This window comes from Vibrio sp. 10N.261.46.A3, from assembly GCF_041472995.1.
Taxonomy (GTDB): Bacteria; Pseudomonadota; Gammaproteobacteria; order Enterobacterales; family Vibrionaceae; genus Vibrio; species Vibrio coralliirubri.
The window spans coordinates 140,390-159,870 of sequence record NZ_JBFRRH010000009.1; the positions used below are offsets into that span (position 1 = coordinate 140,390).

The following is a 19,481-nucleotide window of genomic DNA, read 5'->3' on the forward strand; positions in this document are numbered from 1 at the left end:
GCTACAGAGCTACAGAGTGACATGCCACTACTCTGTACAAACTTGATTACGGCCGTTGGCTTTAGCTCGGTATAGCGCTTTATCGGCACGGTAGAAGGTACGTTGAGTATTCTCTCCGTCACGATGCAAAGTGATACCGATACTCACGGTCAAACCGCGCTCCCCAAGTATCTCATGCCAACCGAATTGGAAGATGCGCTCTCGATAATTTTCAGAGTGCATTTCTGCTTTAGGAAGATCAGTGTTCTCTAGAATGACGAGGAACTCTTCTCCGCCAAACCTGACACACGACGCGCCTCTAAACTTAAAGTATGAACGCAGCTCTTGAGACACACTAACAATCGCTTTATCACCCACTAAGTGACTCAGTTCATCATTGATAGACTTGAAGTGGTCAATATCGATAACCATCAGTGCGAAAGAGGTATCGTGCAGCAGCATATCTTTCAGTTTCACATCTAACCAGCGACGGTTGTGTAACCCTGTCAACGGATCGGTGAATACGTCTTGTTGGAGTTGAGCCACCGCATTCTTGTGTTGTTCAGTTGTCTCTTTGAGCTCTTTGTTCTCTTGTTCAGATAGAATGAGTTTGAGTTGTAACTCAAAACGGGACAGGCGGCGTAGCTGGCTTGCACCGAGTTCACTGATCGGGATCTGCTTCATCAGATCGGTTTCAATTCGGTAGCCTTTTTTCTCATAGCTTAGCGCTTCTTGAAAACGCCCTTGATTCATACACACATCACTTAGCGAATCGTAGAATCGCTTTGCAAGTACTGGCGACGAGTAGGCTTTCACGCGTTTGTCTGTGCTCGACAAAATCATGCTCGCGTAGTCTTGCTTGCCGGTTGCACTTAGGCAATGTGCTAGCTCTAGACGAGTCATGGTCGCAAGCCAGCTTGCTTGAGTGCTATTGGCTGGGTATTGAACCTTAGACAGGCAGCGTAGCGCTTCATGGTATTTTTTCTTAGCGCGCAGCACCTTCGCTTGGTAAAGCAATATTTGAGCTGTGAGCAACTTGTCACTCACTAAAATACTTAATTCTTCGCACTCATTCAGTAAATCGCTAGCCGCTGTAATGCGATTGAGTAGAAGCAAGCTTGCTACCATATGCAGCTTGAATTTGAGGCGAAGTGAGCGACTGCTTATCGCATGGTCTATGCTGCTGATTTTTTGATAGTAGCGAAGGGCTCTGTTGTGATCGCCATAGGAATCACACAGGTTGCCCATGCCTAAAATGGCTAATACATATTCATCGATATGGCCGTGTTCAACCGCGATTGTCGATGAACTGACGAATTCATTGAGTGCTGAGGTGTAATCACCAATTTCAACTAAGCGGTCACTTAGGCTGGTTTTGACTGTCAGAATGTCTTCGATATCGGCAGGAAGGTGGAGCAGATCGAGTGCTCGTCTCAACTCTTCGATACTGGTTTGATTTTGTTGTAACTCGGCACGGTATTCAGAGCTAATGATATAGCAGTGCGCTTGCTCTGTTTGCGTTGTTGAAACGTGCTGACGAATGTGGTTCCAGAAGATGATCGCTTCTTCACCTGATACTGATGAAGGGTCTAAACCGGCGTCTGTGATCTTGCTTAATAGAGTTTCCATTATTCTATTACCTCAGCATCGTCTTCTTCGAGTTGTTCAAGCGTGAACGGGAACGTCAAAATATCATTGAGGCTGACGGTCGGTTTCGAACCCTTTAATCCTTTTCTATGCCATGGATAGATATCGAGCATGGTACTGAGAGTTTGGAAGGTTTGCTCTGCAGCTTTGCCTTTTTCGGAAAGCATAAGAGCCACACGTTCAGAGCTTAGTCTTGCGATGAAGTCATTCTGGTTACATAAAGCATGAGCAATCTCGGTACAGACATCTAAGTAATCAGTATCGACATGATGGAACATAATGATGCTGTGGTTTGAACGTTTAAGCTCTGTCTTGAACAGCACCAACTTTTCCCACCAAAAGGTTTCAGAGACAACATAAGAGAGGTGCTTCTCAGGATCGTACTCGTGCTGACCGCGAATACGATTAATCAGTTTTCGTGCTCTCTGTTCAAGCTGGCGTTTTGAACTTCGCGCTTTATCTAACCCAACGCGGGTCGTTTGCTCTTTGAGCATGCCGATAGAATATTGACGGTACTTTTTAAAGGCGACGAGCGCGGCTTGGAAGTCTTGGTTTTCTTCCGCCACCAAGGATTGTTGGTAACAGATTTGGCTCAGCAACTCACCATTATCGAACTCGTTTGCGGATTGTTCTGCGAGCCTGAGTAACTCCGCCGCTTGTTCTGGTCTTTTTCTCAGGAGCTCTAATCGCGCTCGGCTGATGTATGAGTGCGCCTTCATCCAAACTAGGTTGTGTTCAACGGCCAGATTGTGCGCTTTGGCCGTGGCGCGCTCTGCGTCATCTAAGCGTTCAAGACCAAGTAGGGCAAGGCCTCTAAAGTCCCACACCTCTGCATGCCAAGTGTTATCTTTATGGTCTTTTAATGCTTCTTCTGCACCGTCTAATACCGATAGCATTTCAACATAGTTGTTGAGCAGGTAGTAATCCCACGCGAGCAGTATTCTGGCTTTACCCTCTAACCAACCAATACGGCTGTTGTTAGCCACTTTAACGGCAAGTTGGTGGGTTGAACGTGCAAGTTTATATTCGTGGGTCATTCGCCAAATATTGCCAAGGCCAATGAGGCATTCAATTTGAATTTCGACTTCATCAACCAACGCGGACTGCTCTAAGGCATTGATCCAAAACTGTTGGGCGGAGTAATACTTGGCTTGTCCCCAGAACTGGAGCGCGTGTAAATGGAGGATTTCAGGGAGAAAAAGGTCGGTATCTAATCGGCTTTGGCGCTTGTAGGCTTCCTTGATGTATTTTAAACCTTTTTGGTAATCCATCAGGTTCCAGCTACATCTTGCCATTAACATTAATGACTGGATGGCACCCTCTTCAAACAGAACTTGCTCTGATCGGACTAGGCACTGTTGGGCAATCTCTAGGATCACCGATGGCTCAGAGTCGACACGAGTTTTGAGTTTTTCTAATTCTGTTTCAAGAAGGTACTGATTTTTGTCCAAGACTTACATCCATGATTATCGAACATATTGATAACACAATCATTATAAGAGTGTAATTTGAGATAAGCACCAATTATCTTTCGTAGAGCGTCAAAGGAACATCGATCTTTTCTAATTATGGGTGTTACCTCATATTGTCGCTTTAAAATCAATGAGTTCCCGAATAATTACCTAGAGGCTTTGTTGCTATGAAAGTAGTTGCTTTAGAGTTAATGGCAGCTCCGCTACGCCTAAGCGTTGTGCTGCCGTGAGCCCTTGCTTATCTTGGTAGCACAGATTGTGCCAAGCTCTAAATATGTCGAGCAATGGAAGAATGCCCCCAGGACGAAGCTTACGTCTGGGCTCATTAATAAAGCTATCAAATAACAGCTGAAAGCGCTGTTGATAGAACTTAGTTTGTTGAATTGAGGCCGTGTTAAACCACTGTTTTGGTTCTGGATTGTTACCGGTTAGGTAGCAGATACCTTTCTGGTTATCACCCTGATTCGCAATAGCCCAACGATCTCGCCACCAACTCATGTGAACGATGTCGATCTTTTCAAAACTTTGATCGTCTTGCCAGCCAGAATCTTCTTCGACATACATAAGGTCAATATTTTGACTCTGAATGCGCGGCAAACATACGCTTAAAGCGGCAGATCTTAGTAATGGATCTTGTGGCATATAGATGGCGACATGCTTGTCTTCGTTACACATATCCAACACATGTAAGAAGTGAGCATAAGAGGTATAAGGCGGTCGAATGAGTGCACCCTTTGAAGGGTAGCTAAATGTGGTGAGGTTACCCATAGGGTCCTCAACGTTACCTCTCGCAAGAATCACTTGGTACTGCTGTTCAATGCGCTCTTTTAGTTTGTCAGAGGGCTGAGGCAGTTCGAGGTTCGCTTCTGAAGAGTGCTCCTTGGATACAAATCGTGCCACATCATCATAAGGGTTGTGGTCGACGTTTCCTGATGGTTCTTCATTTTGAGAGTAGTTAACGTGTTGGCAAAGTATATAGCCAGAATGCGCCTCGCCCGTCGCTATCCACACCACACCGTTGTTACTTTGTGGTTGCAGACGCTGGTAGTGAGATGCGAATTCGTAATCTTTCGCATGGTTAACCCATCGTGCATCGATCATCGCTAATTTACGACGACAACGGCTCGCGATATGGTCAACATGATCATAGAAAGTCTTTGGATTGATCTCCAATTTTCGGCAGATTTCACGTACGGAATAGCCCATGAACAGTAAGCCCATGAGGTTCTCTTGAAATTGGAGTTTTTTGTTGGATCCAGACCATTTATCAACGAAGGTTGATTGGCAGTCTTTGCATCGATAACGCTGCCTGTCGCCACTGTAGCCGAAGGCATGATAAAGATGTTTATGGGTATGAACCGATAAGCCGAAATTATCGCAATCATCATTACGACAAGCAGGGAGCCCATCGCTGTGAAGTTGTCTTAGGCGATGAAGTTCGCTTAACACTTCACGGTTGTTAAGTAAGGGGGGGAAAGCTCCACATTCACGACAAACCATCGCTGGACGCTTAGGGTTCGCGTGTTGCAAAACATACCGTTTTGCATCGCTCAAGCCAAAGTTGTCACACGCCAATGTTTTACAAAAGTTGAGTTGCAAACCATCCGCATCTTTTGGCAGCTTGTCGTTAGACACGATCTCCCCCTCGGGATTATTTGAGCAGCCAAGCGAGCCTGGCTGCGGGGTAACGCTTTTCAATGTATCTTTGATCAAATCGTTAGATGTTGATTGCTGTCTCTAGAGCAACTTTCATCATGTCGTTGAAAGATTTTTGACGCTCTTCAGAACTTAGTTTTTCACCACGGATGATGTGGTCAGATACTGTTAGGATAGTTAGTGCTTTAGCACCAAGGTCTGCAGCAACACCGTAGATACCAGCCGCTTCCATATCAACACCTAGGATGCCTAGCTTTTCCATTTTTTCGAAAAGGTCAGCTTCTGGAGTGTAGAAAAGGTCTGCAGAGAATACGTTACCAACTTTAACTGGAACTTCTTGTGCACGAGCTTGGTTTACTGCTTCTTCTAGAAGACCGAAATCAGCGATAGCAGCGAAGTCGTGGTTGTTGAAACGAATACGGTTTACTTTTGAGTCAGTAGATGCACCCATACCGATAACAACGTCCATTAGTTTAACGTCGTCACGTACTGCGCCACAGCTACCTACGCGAATTACGTTTTTCACGCCGAACTCAGCGATTAGCTCGTGTACGTAGATGCAACATGATGGGATACCCATACCGTGGCCCATTACAGAAACTTTCTTACCCTTGTAAGTGCCTGTGTAGCCAAACATGTTGCGAACGTCACAAACTTGCTTCACGTCATCAAGGAATGTTTCTGCAATGTATTTTGCGCGAAGCGGGTCGCCCGGCATAAGTACTGTTTCTGCGAAATCACCAGCTTGAGCATTAATATGAGGTGTAGCCATGGTCGTTCTCCAAAGTTTAAACGGTAATTATAGGAACAGGATTTAATCAATTACCGATTCTGTTGAATTGAATTCGTTTTGTTGAGGCAATATTAGCGAGTTAGAACGTGGCTCCATGAGACTTTAGTCACAAAACAGGTCTGCCATTATAGTTTTATTAATATTGATAACCAAATATGTTGAAAGCGTAAAGGCAATCGATTTTGTATGGGTAAATTGCAAGCGAATGAGAGGAAAAGGCCTACACATAAACTTGTTGCCTATCAGTTTCGAGACAACAATACGTTGTAGAGACGTTTGATCAGAGATAATCTAAACTTTGATAAAAGACAAACCAAGGATTTGTATGTCGTATTGCGTTAAACCGACGCCTTTGCCGTCAATGAAAACACGACTTCACAGAGCGGCGTCGCTTGTTGTAAGAACCACTTTGCTTGCCAGCGGGATAGCTTCATCGTGGGTGTCTGCTGCAACCTTTGAATTGCCACCGACAGAAAGCCGCATTGTGGGCAGAATCCAGCAGCATGAAGTGGCGGCGGGCGAAACCTTGGCCATCATTGCCAAGCAATACGATATTGGTTTTCTCTCTTTAATGGCAGCTAACAAAGGGGTGGATCCTTTTCTTCCCGCGGAAGGCTATGTGTTAAGCATTCCAAGCCGCTTGATTTTGCCTGACACCCCAAGAAAGGGGATCGTCATCAATCTTGCTGAGTTAAGGTTGTATTACTTTGAGCCCGAGAAAAATCAGGTGCATGTTTTCCCTGTCGGCATCGGTCGAGTTGGGCGCGATACTCCCGAGATGATCACCAAGATAAGCCAAAAAAGACCGAATCCAACATGGACACCACCAAATTCAATCCGCAAAGAGTATCTTGAAAAGGGCATTGAGTTACCGAGAGTGGTTCCTGCTGGGCCAGAAAACCCATTGGGCGAGTACGCTCTGAGGCTTGCTTATGGCGCTGGCGACTATTTGATCCATGGTACTAACAAGGACTTCGGAATAGGTTTACGAGTTAGCTCTGGTTGTATCCGAATGGAACCTAAAGACATTGAGTGGCTGTTTGAGCAAGTGAACCGTGGTGAACAGGTCACTATTATCAATGAGCCGATTAAGGTGTCATTAGAACCAGATAGAAGTGTGTTTGTTGAAGCGCACGAACCATTAACTCGAAGTGACGGCTCAAAGAAATCATTACAGATCCCTGTGGAACTAAAATGGTGGCTTGAAGACGCAGAACTGCCAAATTCAAAGGCGAAAGCGGTTATCTTTGCTCAAAACGGCGTGCCTGTAGAAATAGCACCACCTGTGATTGAGTTTTAATTCGATGGCCTCTTCTGTAATAGGGAGCGGTTTTATCTTGTCTACTCGCATTAGTACCTTCTACTCGAATTAGTATCGCCCAAAAAAAAGCACCACATCCGATAAGAAGTGGTGCTGTCTATATACTGCTTTTTGCGACTTATTTAATTTACAGCTTAATCGCGATTAGATCTCAAACTACTTAGTGTAAGACTCAGCGATGTTATCGATGCGTTCGTTAGCACGATCCGCTTCTTCTTTCGCTGCCATAGCGGCAGCTTCTGCTTCTTGAGCCTTCATTTCTGCGGCTGCTTTGTCACTCTTAAGTGCTTCAACTTCGCTTGTAAGTTGAGCCACTTGGTTAGTTAGTTGATCCATTTCTGACACTGCAGCTTCTTCTGGCTCTGAAGAACAACCGGCTAGAATGAAAACTGATGCTGCAGCTGCGATTAACGTCTTATTCATAAGAACTCCTTGCTTATTTATCATCAAAAGATGCGCTATACATTCTTTATCATATAGTCGCTTCATTAATGATTGTAGCGACTAATTTTTTAACTGCAAAAACAATAACTAAAGAAATTGCTAAATTTTTGAGGTAATTAGCTAAGCATCACGTTCTGTCTCACTTATGAGATGAAGGATTTAGAGACGACTTGAAGGTGTTTTTGGAGGGCCACCCCTTTGCTAGCAATGCATACAATGTTCTAGCTAAAGATAGATAAAGGGATAAATTTACTGTGATCTCTATCCTTATAAAGTACTTTCGCGGTATCATGTCACGTTAAATTAATTTTATTCAATACCATCATGACTGGAGAGTCCTTTGCACTTTAAAGATTTAGGCTTAGATAACCGCTTACTGAAGAACTTAAAACATTACGACTTCAAGAAGGCGACAGAGATCCAATCAAAAGCGATCCCTGTTGCTATTGCTGGTAAGGATCTATTGGCTTCATCAAAAACGGGATCAGGAAAAACATTGGCGTTTGTGTTGCCAATGATACATAAAGCATTAAAAACAAAAGCGTTTTCTGCTAAAGATCCTCGTGGTGTAATTTTGGCTCCTACTCGTGAGCTAGCGAAGCAAGTTTACGGCGAATTGCGTAGCATGCTTGGTGGTCTGTCTTATGAAGCGGCGCTTATCTTAGGTGGTGAGAACTTTAACGATCAAGTTAAAGCACTGCGTAAGTACCCTCGCTTTATCGTAGCGACGCCAGGTCGTCTTGCTGACCACCTAGAGCACCGCTCATTGTTCCTTGATGGTGTTGAAACGCTAATCCTTGATGAAGCAGACCGTATGCTTGATCTTGGTTTTGCTCCAGAACTGCGTCGTATTGCAAACGCGGCTAAGCACCGTCGTCGTCAGACGCTAATGTTCTCTGCAACGCTAGACCACGCTGAAGTGAACGGTATTGCCAATGAAATGCTAGACGCACCTAAGCGTATCTCGGTGGGTGTTTCTAACGAGCAGCACCTTGATATCACTCAGAAATTCTACCTATGTGATCACCTAGATCACAAAGAAGCGATTTTAGACCGTGTACTGGAAGAAGCTGAATACCGTCAGGTTATGATCTTCACAGCAACTCGTGCTGATACTGATCGCCTAACGGATAAGCTGAATGAGAAGAAGCTTAAAGCCGTTGCACTGAGCGGTAACTTAAACCAAACGCAGCGTAATGCGATCATGAGTCAGTTTGAGCGTGCGGTTTACAAGATTTTGGTAACAACCGATGTTGCTTCTCGTGGTATCGATATTCCAAACGTAAGCCACGTAATCAACTTTGATATGCCGAAGCACACCGAAGAGTACGTTCACCGTGTTGGTCGTACTGGGCGTGCTGGTAACAAAGGCGATGCAATCTCTTTGGTTGGTCCAAAAGACTGGGACAGCTTCAAGCGTGTTGAGCTTTACCTTCAACAAGATCTTACTTTCTCTGTGCTAGAAGGCCTAAAAGGTAAGTTCAAAGGTATTAAACCTCGTAAACCTGCGTTTGCTAAAGGCGGTCCTGCGAAGAAGAAAACCAACACTCAAGCGAAGAAAACGCCGAAGAAACCAGTTAAGCGTGATAAGAGCTTCCACCAGAATGTGGCAGTGGGTGATACCGTGTTTATCCCTAAGAAGAAAGTTGCGCCAAAAACTGACGACGAGTAATCACCAGCCAGTTAAAAGTGTTTGTTTGTAAAACTGACATAAATGAAAACCGCCTATGAAGGGCGGTTTTTTTGTATCTGACTTTTGTGCCTAAGAGGTGCTACCTCAAGTTAAAGTTCAACTTGGCGGCTTTAGAAATCAAAAGTCGAGAAAGAAAAAGCTAGGATATGGTCGGCAATGTATTTATGCGTGGCGGTGGTTGGGTGGGTCACGCCCCAAAAGACATAACTGTCTGAACCATAGGTCGCACAATCATTGGTTAAGCTGTGGCTTTTCAGGTAGTCGGCCGCTGAGCTTCTATTGAGATTAAGACAAGCATCACTCGAGTTTCGAAAGCCGTGCTGTTCGGGGTTATCGGTAATGCTGGCGAACAACGCACTCGCATCGAACAACACCACATTTTTCCCCATATCTTGGTAATACTCGGCTTGAGCTTTGATGAACTGGTTAAATTCTAAGATCTTGCCACGAACTTTTATGATCTCTTGTTCGGTAGAGTATTTGAATTGAGGGGCTTTGGTCGCATCGGGTAAGGTGAACAGCAAGATATTGTTCGCACCAGATTCCGTTAAGCGGATCAGCGCGCTACTGAAATCAGCTTTTACATCGGCGACTTCTCGGTTGTAGTTCATGAAGTCATTGAGACCAAACTCTAAAGTAAACAGTGAGTTTTCCGGGCGATAGTTTTTGGCGACTTTCATGTAGGTCAGATAAGAGGTTACTTGATCATAAACACCAGTCAATGCCACGTATTGGTTGGTACCTGCGGCGCCACCCACAGCCCAGTTATACAGAGGGACATCTTTCGCTTTTGCTAAATACTCCGTCCAGACTAAACCATTCGAAAAGTGCCCTAAAAACCAAGAATCTGCGTTGGGGAAAACCCATTGAGAGCCATTAAAAAGATTACCAGTGTCGGACAGGCTATCGCCAAAGGTGACAATACGGTTGATGCTATTGGCTTGAAAAGCGTTGTCGTTGGTCCAGATGGAGTGATTGTAAGAGAAGCGATTATCTGCGGCAAAGTAGGTGATGTCAGCGGCGTCATGTTGGATGTCGAGCGTTTGTTCGCAACGCTGTTTGATTTCAGATTGAGGCGCATCACTGTAGAACATGTTTTTGAAAGAAACAGAAGACCACCAATATCCGTTGATCGTGTAGTATTCACCATTCTCTTTCTTTGCCCACTTCCAGTCGGTGGCCGGAGAGTCATGAGAGGCATCGGTTCGATACCAACATCGAACGTACGAATAGGTCTCTGAGCCTTGTGTACTGAGTACTTGTGCGGATGTTATGGATTCAGGAGTTGGTATTGAGTCTTCAGCGGCATAAGCGCCAAAAGGCAGGGCTAACGTGAGTATTAAAGCCGTATTTTTCATCACTGTATTCTCTTTTATATTTAGATGAGCCAAACAAAAACGTTGTTGCTTGTTGCTTGTTTCTTGCTGATAACTGGATAAGTAAATAACTGGTACGACCTATATCTAAAATCAATAATTAACGTCAATACATTCAGGTTTGTGGTGTGTCGTTAATGGCATAAGTATCAAGTTTTCAACGAGTTTATGGTTGAAAAATACCTGTTTCCAAACGGTTATTTGTCGAAAAATTTTGGTTTATTGAGAATTTGGAATTGATATTTGAGTCGGGATATTGAATGAGCAATCTCATTAAGATTAACTAAATGTTAATTTAATCAATTACTTATGGTTTTAGTTTTTATCACGATTCTGGTCGTCTGATGTTCATCGCACCTGTTTAATTCAAGTTCGCCATCACAAATATCAAATCGTTACTTTCTGTTTTATAAAATCATCATCTACGGTTCTTTTACTCATCAGAGGTCTAATCTGTTTAAGGAAAGAGCATTGAAAAAGATATTAATTTGGACGATAGCCTGCCTATCCAGTTTTGGCGTATATGCCGGAACGAGCGCATCAGCATTAGAAGCCAGCGGATACACTGAAACGAAATACCCCATTATGTTGGTACATGGTCTGTTTGGTTTCGATACATTAGCGGGCGTCGACTATTTCTATGGCGTACCTGAATCCCTAACCAAAGATGGCGCGAGCGTATACGTCGCTCAGGTCTCTGCAACCAACAGTTCTGAGGTCCGTGGTGAACAGTTACTCAGCCAAGTTGAAACGCTGTTAGCTGCAACAGGAGCAAGTAAGGTGAATCTGGTTGGTCACAGCCATGGTGGGCCAACGGCTCGTTATGTTGCGTCGGTTCGACCGGATCTTGTTGCTTCAGTGACCAGTATTGGCGGTGTGCATAAAGGTTCTAAGGTTGCGGATCTCGTTAGAGGGAACGTATCTGAAGGCTCTGTCACAGAAGGTATCGCGGTTAAATTAGCGGGTGGGTTAACGACACTGATTAACCTTTTATCTGGTGGAACGGATCTCGACCAAGACGGCCTCGCTTCTCTTGAAGCATTGACCACAGAAGGCTCGCTAGCATTCAACCAGTTTTACCCTGAGGGCGTTCCGACGTCTGAGTGTGGCGATGGTGAGTGGCAAGCAAGTAACGGCGTTTATTACTATTCATGGACAGGATCTTCCACTTTTACCAACCTTCTTGATCCTACCGACGGAGCCATGACAATCCTAGGCTTAGCTTTCAATGAACCTAATGACGGGTTAGTAGGGGCATGCAGCGCCCATTTGGGCAAAGTGATTGGTGATGATTACAAAATGAACCACCTAGATGAGATCAATGGGTTATTGGGGATTCACCACTTGTTTGAAACCGACCCTGTAACTCTATATCGTCAACATGCCAATCGATTGAAGTTGGCTGGTTTGTAGTCTGCAAAGCCGTTTAATAAGAAAACAAGGAAAGTATGATGAAAAAGACCGCCATTTTGTCGATAACCACGATAGCCCTGATGAGTACGGCGGCGGTCTTTTTATATCTAAATAATCAAGATACACATACTGACGACGAACAACGCGTCTCCGCATTGAAAGTTGCCTCTCAGAAAGATACCGATATCGATAACGCATCAGCCAAAGACATGATGGAATACTTCGTGTCCGGTAATACCGAACTAACACTTGAAGATATTCGCGACAATGTGGCAAAACACCATGAGCAATCACAAGCTACGATTGTCGATGAAGCACTGTTTGCCAAGTATCTTGAGTACAAGTCGGCACTGATATCGTTGGACGTGCAGTTAGATACCACATCCATTTCCGTTGATGATCTACGTGCACTCAATCAAGCGCTCCTTGACCTTCAAGCTCAGTTCTTCAATGAAAGCGAGATAAGTATTCTGTTTACGCACGACAACAGAATGAGAGAAATCGCCTTAGAAAAGTTACTTCTGAAACAGGAGGGATTAGAGGATGAAGAATACCAACAAAGACTTGAATCCTATTTATCTGAGCAACCTGATTATGTTCAGTCGAGTCACCAGAATCAGGTGTTACTCCAACAACTCTCTAGCTCTGAAGGTCTCGATGAACAGGGTAAATACTTAAAGAGAAGCGAACTTGTTGGTGAAGAAGCAACCCAAAGACTTGAAGCACTTAATAAACAAAGAGCGGCCTTTGAAGACTCTTTTGAGGTCTACTTGGCAGAACGAAATGATGTTTTGAAAGATTCATTCCTATCAGAAACCGAACAACAAGAGAAGATTGCGCAACTTAGGACTGAACATTTCCCACCAGAACAGCTTAGAAGGGTAGAAGCGATTGAAAGAATTCGAGCTAATGAAACTAAACAGTAAAGTCATTTAGTTTAATTAAGTAAACGATTGCTTATTCTGTAATATGGTAAATTATTGCTTATAGTCAAAACTATCAACTGGTTTTCTTCTTCTGAATAAACATAAATATTCCATAGTAATACAAGAGCAATTCATAATTAATTGACGTATCTATCGTGATTAATATCACATATTTATGTAAATGATAATTGATCTCATTATCGTTTGGGTGCAGTATACGCGAAATTTATTAAATTAGCGTATGGATTTGTTGAGTTTATGAAAGTGTTTGTGTTGTTAGCTTTTACTCTTTTACTGATGGGGACGGTCAGTGCTTCCGATCAGCTCTCTTGGCTTAGAGATGATTCCCGTAGCGCGAGCAACGTACTCAACTATCTTAATCAACAAAATAATAAAACTCAGCAGTATCAAGAACGTATTCGGTTATTGAGTGAATCCTTGCAAGACAATTGGCAGGACAATCGCCCAGAGAGAGCTGACAAACCGTGGTTTGAAATTGGTGGGTATGAGTATGCGATCCTCAATCACAATGGTGAAAGAGTTTTGTCGTCCCGATTGGTTGGGAATGAAGAATCAACGGAGCTACTTAACCTTGACGATCGATCTACCGGTCTTGATTACTATCAGTTAGCTGGCTGGGCATTAAACTCAACCAGAACACAGCTGGCGATCGCCGAAGATGACACAGGATCAGAACAGTACCGAGTCAGTGTTGTTGATCTTAAAACTCGTCAAGTTACCCCAATCGCGCGGAATGTAGACAGTACACTTGCGTGGTCGAAAGACGATCAATCTCTGTATTTGGTTCAACTTGAGCAACAAACTTCGAGACCTTATGCGCTAACGCAATACTTCTTAGACCAGTCAGAACCAAATCAATTAATTGAAGAACCAGATTCTGCGTGGTTACTGTCGTACTACCTTTCAAGTGATACGCAATTTGCTATCGTTCAGGCAAACAATGAAGATTCAAGTGAGCAACGCCTGTTAAATCTTGATACCGGCGAAATCTCTAAACCTTTCTTACCTCGCAGAACTGGCGTGGAGTACTACGTTGATGTTATTGGCTCTCGTTTATTCTCGAACAGTAACCATGCTCGTAAGGGATTTGCTTTTTACTCGGTAGCGCTTAATCAAGCATCAAAAATAGATAATTGGAATGCTGTTTTTGAACCGAGTGATGAATCTAGAATCAGTAACTTTCATCTGTTTGAGTCGGGGCCTGTGATCATCACCCAGACTGGTGCGTCTCAATTTTTACAATTCTTCGATAACGACGGACGTCATCGTTCAAGACAGCTGATAGCAGAACCAGATCAAGTTGCTTGGGTAAGCCAAGTAGGTGACTACCAAAGTAACAAACTGCACATTCGAAGCATGTCTTTAACTCAGCCAGCGAAGTGGGAGCGGCTGAATACTGACACTCTAAAACGAGAGCTCTTCTCTCAAGATCACTACCCTCAATATCAAAAATCTAACTATTATTCCGAGCAAGTCATCGTCAACTCTGGCGGGGTAACGATCCCAGTAACTTTGGCGTATCGCAAGGATAAGCTCACGAAGGATACACCTCTGTTTTTGTACGGGTACGGGGCCTACGGAATGACGATGAAGCCTTATTTTATGCCCCAAATCATTAGCCTACTTGATGAGGGCGTGATTTATGCAATTGCACATGTTCGCGGTGGCGGCTTTTATGGTGATGCTTGGTACCAAGCAGGAAAAGGGGTCAAAAAAGAGAATGCTATCTCGGATTTCATTGCTGTAGCTCGAGATTTGACGACATACGATCAAGGTAGACGCCCAATTTACGCTATGGGTGGAAGCGCTGGTGGCACTCTTGTTGCCGCAGCATTAAATCAGGCTCCTGACTTGTTTAATGGTGCAGTCCTTAAAGTCCCCTTTGTCGATGTCGTGAACAGCATGTCTGATTCTGTAATACCTCTAACGGCTCAGCAGTATGGTGAGTGGGGTAATCCAAATATTGCCGATGAATTGAAGGTAATGCAGCAATACGACCCTTATCTGAATATTAGCGAACAAAACTACCCACCAATATTGATTCAGGTTGGCCTCAATGACCGCCGAGTTCCCTATTGGGAAGGAGCTAAGTATTACGCAAAACTTAGCGAACTAACGACCGGGAGCGGGCCTTATTTATTGTCGACAAACTTTACTCAAGGGCACTCGGCAGACAGGCGACGATCGCAATCGCAACAAGCGTTTGAGTACGCATTTCTTTTATCACTTATCCCAAAAGACATTAAAGCGGAGCAGTAAATGAAGCTTTCCCCCCTATCAGCGGCAGTACTGAGTGTACTTGCTGCCAACCCCGTGCACGCCGAATCTGAGGTTTATCACTTTGAAGAAGTGATCGTAACAGCGAATAAAATAGAACAGCCACTATCCGAAGTCGCTGGGTCAGTGGCTGTGATCACTGGTGAAGAACTAGAGAAAAAGGGTGCAACAGAGCTTTATGATGCAATAAAGAGCGAGCCGGGAGTTAGTGTTTCTGGGGGAGCGGGGCGACCTCAAAACATCACTATCCGCGGAATGACAGGTAACCGTATCTTGATTGTGAAAGACGGAATCAAGTCTGCTGATGGCTTTGGTGCCAATGACATCAATGACAAGATTGGGCGTAACTCGTTTGATATGTCTAACCTAGAAAGTATTGAGGTTATAAAAGGGGCGAGTTCGTCTGTATTTGGCTCAGGTGCTATTGGTGGTGTGGTGGTGGTTCGGACTAAAAAGCCGGGGGACTATTTAGAGGACAAAGATTTCTATAGTGATGTCTCTGCAACCTATACCGGTATCAGTAATAAATATAAAGGTGCAACAAACCTCGCCTTCCGTTCGGGAAAATTCGAAAGCTTGGTTAATCTTTCTTATTGGGAAGGTGAAGAAACACGAAATTTTGATGAAGACTTATATAACCGAGACATAGATGGTGTCGGTGGTGGTTACACCTTGAACTACTGGTCAAGTGATGCCTTGATGCTTAAAGGGAATGTTGAGTACTACAAAGAGAATCTAAGTCGAAAAGAAGGTACCTCTAAGATCCAAAAAGACGGTAAGTGGGACACTGAAGATTTTGACCAACAGTCTTATACTGAGACGTTTTCTGCGTATGCGGGCTTTGAGTATCTGCCCCTAAATTCTTGGTTTGAGGAGTTAGATGCCAAGATATATTGGCGTGATATGACTAATGAGGACACAACGAATCGTTTGATGTCTCGAACCAACAACAACGTTTCCGAGCTTCGTAGAACGATTGATGTTCGTGGTTTCACGGATCAACTTCTTGGTGCTAACGCCGATTTTATTAGCGCATTCCAACATCAAAACATGATCCATACCTTGTCTTATGGCATGAGCATGGAAACCAACCTCCATGAGCGTCCAAGTCAATCTTCTGTTTTAGACTGGAACGGAGTGTCACTTAACGCGGATGTCCCTTTTGCTCCAGCTCGCTCGTATAACTTTGCTGCATTTGTTCGTGATTCGATTGAAATTGATCAGTGGACGGTGACGGCAGGTGCCCGTTTCGATTTACACCAGTTGAAACCTGAGTCACAGAGCACGATCAATGGCTACGAAGTGAAGGAACAAAGCTCTAGCGAGTTCTCACCTAGCTTATCGGTGAGTTATCAGTTAACAGAATCACTCAACACATACCTTTCGTACAACCACGGCTTTAGAGCTCCGGGTTATGACAAAATTTATGGTTATCAAAATCATGATTTTGTCCCAATTACCCCATTTGTCATTGTGCCTAATATGGACCTAGAGGCCGAAACCAGTGATTCGTTTGAGCTAGGTAGTAAGTTTGATAATGGCCAAACTCAGTTATACGCCGCCGTTTTCTATCAGAAGTTCGATAATTTTATCGACGTTAAACAGATCACGTTTGTGCCTGACTCAAATACAGGCAACTACTACAAGCAGTATCAAAACGTAAATGGAGTCGAGACGTACGGCATTGAAGCGTCAATTGCGCATCGTTTGAGTGACTTTTGGAGTGTGAGTACCAAAGTCGGTTTTGTTGATGGTGAAGATGAGGATGGAGAAAAAGTTCGCACATTAACCCCTTGGGAAGGCAATGCCGAGGTGACTTATGACGACAACATGTTCTCCGCTTACGCGATGGTTAATTGGGCTCAAGCTATGGATAGCGTACCTCAGTGTGAAGATGATTTAGGTATCGTTACTGACTGTGCGACCACCTCTGGCTGGGCAAGTGTCGACTTGGGAGTCAGTTACTCTTGGAACTTTGGCTTGGATGTTAGTGCCAATGTGATGAATCTATTCGACAAAGAATATATCCGATACCAAGACGTTGCGGGTATTGCAGACTGCAATAAAATTTACTCCACAGAACCTGGCCGCTACTTCACCGTTAACGCCAAGTATGCGTTTTAAGGAGGGCATATGAAAAAGAGTCCTCTATACCTCGCTTTGTTCTTGGTTTCAGCAGCCAGTAGCGCTGCCGAGTGGGATTACCCAATTGATAATACTGTTGTGACAACGCAACAGGAAGCCAAAGCCTATTTAGAACAAGCTTACCCTGAGGTTGGTACGTTTAGGTTTCGTTATGAAACTCAGTCTAAGTTGGGGCACCACTACAACTTCGATGTATTGATCGAAGGCGAGTACCAACAACAGAAGTCTGTGGTGTTATCAACCAACATAGACGAGCAGGTTTCGCGAGTCTTCAGGAGTCTGGAAAATACCATATTACTCAATGGAATTCCGACAACGGCAGCTGAGCTTGAAGTTCCTCGTTTGCTAGAAGCTGAGCGAGCGCCAAGCTTAAGCAGCGGGCAAGTGGTTTCGACGCATGTAAATGTATTCAGTCCAGATTTGAGAACTATGGACAAAGCTGCACCACCAGAATCTTTACTTACCGATGTTAGCCAATACCCGAGTCTTCCACATTATGTACAAACTGATGTGGAGGTTTTGAACCACAGCGATGGTATCTACCTTACCAATGATCGTGTCTCTCAGGTTGATGCAGCTGCCTTATATTCGATTGATACTGGCTCGGGTGCTGTAACGAACCGTGATGCTTCAAATTTCCTCGCAGCTGAAGGTGTCGCTAAGTTTACTGACCTAGCTGAACTACAAAATGTAGATTGGCAAGATACACGATTCCCGCAATTAATGGTTTTCGTTCACCTTGATCAATCTTTGCGTTATATCAGCAACTTGGGCTTCGATCTGTTTGAAGAGCCACTTGAGTTCGATGGCAGAGGTTTATCCGCAGATAACTCGACCTATTACTATGGCCCCAAAGCCGCTTTGTTTGGTATCGGTGGAGGATCTCCTGATGCACTAGATGGTGATGTGATCCTGCATGAGCTGGGGCATGGGATTCATTATCACATAGTAAAAGATTGGGCTTATGGTCATACCGGCGCAATCGGTGAAGGTTTTGGTGATTACTGGGCGGGTAGTTTTAGCTTTCGTACTCAATATGAAAATGCTCAAACTCGTGGACAAGAGTTCGAGATCGATACCGTCTTTAACTGGGATGGATACTTCGGGGTCAGGAATACCACTCGCAGCCTATGGAACCAAAGAGCACGTTACTTTAGACAAGCGGAATATCGCCCTCATGAAAGCGTTGCGGGTGAGCTAGGTGATGAGCTTTGGTCAACGCCTTTGTTCCAGGCTCTGAAAGCATCGGTTGAACAATATGGTGAGCTCGCTTTTAAAGAGTTCGATTCGATTGTACTCGAATCTATGTACGGGGTTGGTCGTGGGTTGAAGATGCACAATCTAGCTGAGAGCACGCTGTTTGTGGCTCAAAAACTGTATCCAAATCGCGATTATGCCGAAATATTGAAGCAAAAATTTGATGTGCATGGGCTGGTAATAGAGCCGTTTAAGGTTGAAGTTGCTAGCCGCTATGTTGATCCAGAAAAAGCGCTAGCGATCGAGTTGTATCCCAGGCTCAGACAGGCACAGGTCGACGGTCAGGTCAAAATATCGACATTAACACAGCCATTCGTTAGCGATCCGGTTAACCAGCTGTTGATAGAGGCAAAACTTCCTACTGGTGAGGTTTGTGGTTCGTCAGTCATCATGAATACGAGCGTCGATTATCAATACAGCGACGCTTTGAAATCACAAAACTGGCAGCATAATTTGTCACTTGTTTATGGGTTACCTGTCCTCGAATCTGATATCAAAGAAATGAACGGCTATCTTCCAGACAGCAGATTGAGCTCAACAAATCAGCCGATCGTTGGGTTTAAAACATTTAATTTCACCCTAAATGGAGCGGTTCAAACGGCAGACGAAAACTTCGGAGTGTACCTAGAGATCGGTCACCCTCGATTGAGTGATTTAGTGGTCACCTTGATTTCACCTAGAGGGACACGGATAGATTTACTTAACCATAAATCGACGCGATTTTCTGGCTTTGATGGTTACTTCACACTCAAGCATGACTCGATTCTAGATTCGTTTAAGGGGGAGCCTATTAACGGATCTTGGCGCTTAGAAGTTGCCGATTATGTGAATGGTGAAACTGGGCACTTAAAACGGTGGGGGCTTGGCACGATTTCGAAATACGAATGTGGAGAAACAACGACTTCACCACAAGAACCAACAGCTACCAGTGGCTCTTCTGGTGGTTCTGCTTCACTCATATCAATTCTATTCATGTCCTTGCTCTCGTTCGGCAGGTCATTTGGTACGCGTTACTTGTCTCTAACGGCAAGGCTCTTTAAAAACAAAACAAGAAGATAACT

The 19,481-nt window shown here is 44.2% G+C and carries 13 protein-coding genes; 7 read left to right on the forward strand and 6 right to left on the reverse strand.

The features are described 5' to 3' along the window. Window positions 1-27: 27 nt before the first annotated feature. The 4 genes from AB4484_RS03490 to deoD all read right to left on the reverse strand — a co-directional run bounded on the left by AB4484_RS03490 (window position 28) and on the right by deoD (window position 5,526). Window positions 28-1,608 carry a GGDEF domain-containing protein gene (locus tag AB4484_RS03490; RefSeq protein WP_048609814.1) on the reverse strand — a complete coding sequence of 527 codons (1,581 nt, stop codon included), beginning with the start codon at window positions 1,606-1,608 and terminating at the stop codon, window positions 28-30. Further along, complete coding sequence (locus AB4484_RS03495) at window positions 1,608-3,077, reverse strand: hypothetical protein (protein ID WP_050647769.1); 1,470 nt, start codon at window positions 3,075-3,077, stop codon at window positions 1,608-1,610. Before AB4484_RS03495 ends, AB4484_RS03490 begins: the two co-directional genes overlap by 1 nt. A 186-nt stretch (window positions 3,078-3,263) precedes the next feature. Next, window positions 3,264-4,733, reverse strand: a complete 1,470-nt coding sequence (locus AB4484_RS03500) for a lactate dehydrogenase (RefSeq protein ID WP_048610586.1) — start codon at window positions 4,731-4,733, stop codon at window positions 3,264-3,266. 82 nt (window positions 4,734-4,815) lie between these two features. Then, entirely contained in the window at window positions 4,816-5,526 is a 711-nt protein-coding gene (gene deoD, locus AB4484_RS03505) for a purine-nucleoside phosphorylase (protein ID WP_017061880.1), read from the reverse strand. Between the two features lie 346 nt (window positions 5,527-5,872). On the opposite strand from deoD, the gene AB4484_RS03510 reads away from it, so the two are divergent. Then, window positions 5,873-6,847, forward strand: a complete 975-nt coding sequence (locus AB4484_RS03510) for a L,D-transpeptidase family protein (protein WP_019821668.1) — start codon at window positions 5,873-5,875, stop codon at window positions 6,845-6,847. A gap of 177 nt (window positions 6,848-7,024) precedes the next feature. On the opposite strand, the gene AB4484_RS03515 is transcribed toward AB4484_RS03510, so the two are convergent. After that, window positions 7,025-7,291, reverse strand: coding sequence for an Lpp/OprI family alanine-zipper lipoprotein (locus AB4484_RS03515; RefSeq protein ID WP_017061882.1), 267 nt, complete (start codon window positions 7,289-7,291; stop codon window positions 7,025-7,027). A 361-nt stretch (window positions 7,292-7,652) separates the two neighbouring features. On the opposite strand from AB4484_RS03515, the gene AB4484_RS03520 reads away from it, so the two are divergent. Next, window positions 7,653-8,984, forward strand: coding sequence for a DEAD/DEAH box helicase (locus AB4484_RS03520; protein ID WP_048609810.1), 1,332 nt, complete (start codon window positions 7,653-7,655; stop codon window positions 8,982-8,984). Window positions 8,985-9,115: 131 nt separating this feature from the next. Here the strand turns inward: AB4484_RS03520 and AB4484_RS03525 are convergent, their stop codons facing one another. Beyond that, window positions 9,116-10,363, reverse strand: a complete 1,248-nt coding sequence (locus AB4484_RS03525; RefSeq protein ID WP_248402202.1) for an SGNH/GDSL hydrolase family protein — start codon at window positions 10,361-10,363, stop codon at window positions 9,116-9,118. Window positions 10,364-10,852: 489 nt separating this feature from the next. Between AB4484_RS03525 and AB4484_RS03530 the strand changes: the two genes are divergently transcribed. From AB4484_RS03530 to AB4484_RS03550, 5 genes are all read left to right on the forward strand, one after another. Further along, window positions 10,853-11,794 carry a triacylglycerol lipase gene (locus AB4484_RS03530; RefSeq protein ID WP_050632816.1) on the forward strand — a complete coding sequence of 314 codons (942 nt, stop codon included), beginning with the start codon at window positions 10,853-10,855 and terminating at the stop codon, window positions 11,792-11,794. Window positions 11,795-11,832: 38 nt separating this feature from the next. Then, on the forward strand, window positions 11,833-12,720 hold the full coding sequence (locus tag AB4484_RS03535; RefSeq protein ID WP_372076486.1) for a lipase secretion chaperone: 888 nt from the start codon (window positions 11,833-11,835) through the stop codon (window positions 12,718-12,720). Between the two features lie 258 nt (window positions 12,721-12,978). Beyond that, on the forward strand, window positions 12,979-15,000 hold the full coding sequence (locus AB4484_RS03540) for a prolyl oligopeptidase family serine peptidase (RefSeq protein ID WP_372076468.1): 2,022 nt from the start codon (window positions 12,979-12,981) through the stop codon (window positions 14,998-15,000). Next, window positions 15,001-17,142, forward strand: coding sequence for a TonB-dependent hemoglobin/transferrin/lactoferrin family receptor (locus tag AB4484_RS03545; RefSeq protein ID WP_372076470.1), 2,142 nt, complete (start codon window positions 15,001-15,003; stop codon window positions 17,140-17,142). Between the two features lie 9 nt (window positions 17,143-17,151). Then, complete coding sequence (locus tag AB4484_RS03550) at window positions 17,152-19,479, forward strand: proprotein convertase P-domain-containing protein (protein ID WP_372076472.1); 2,328 nt, start codon at window positions 17,152-17,154, stop codon at window positions 19,477-19,479. The last annotated feature ends 2 nt before the right edge of the window (window positions 19,480-19,481 follow it).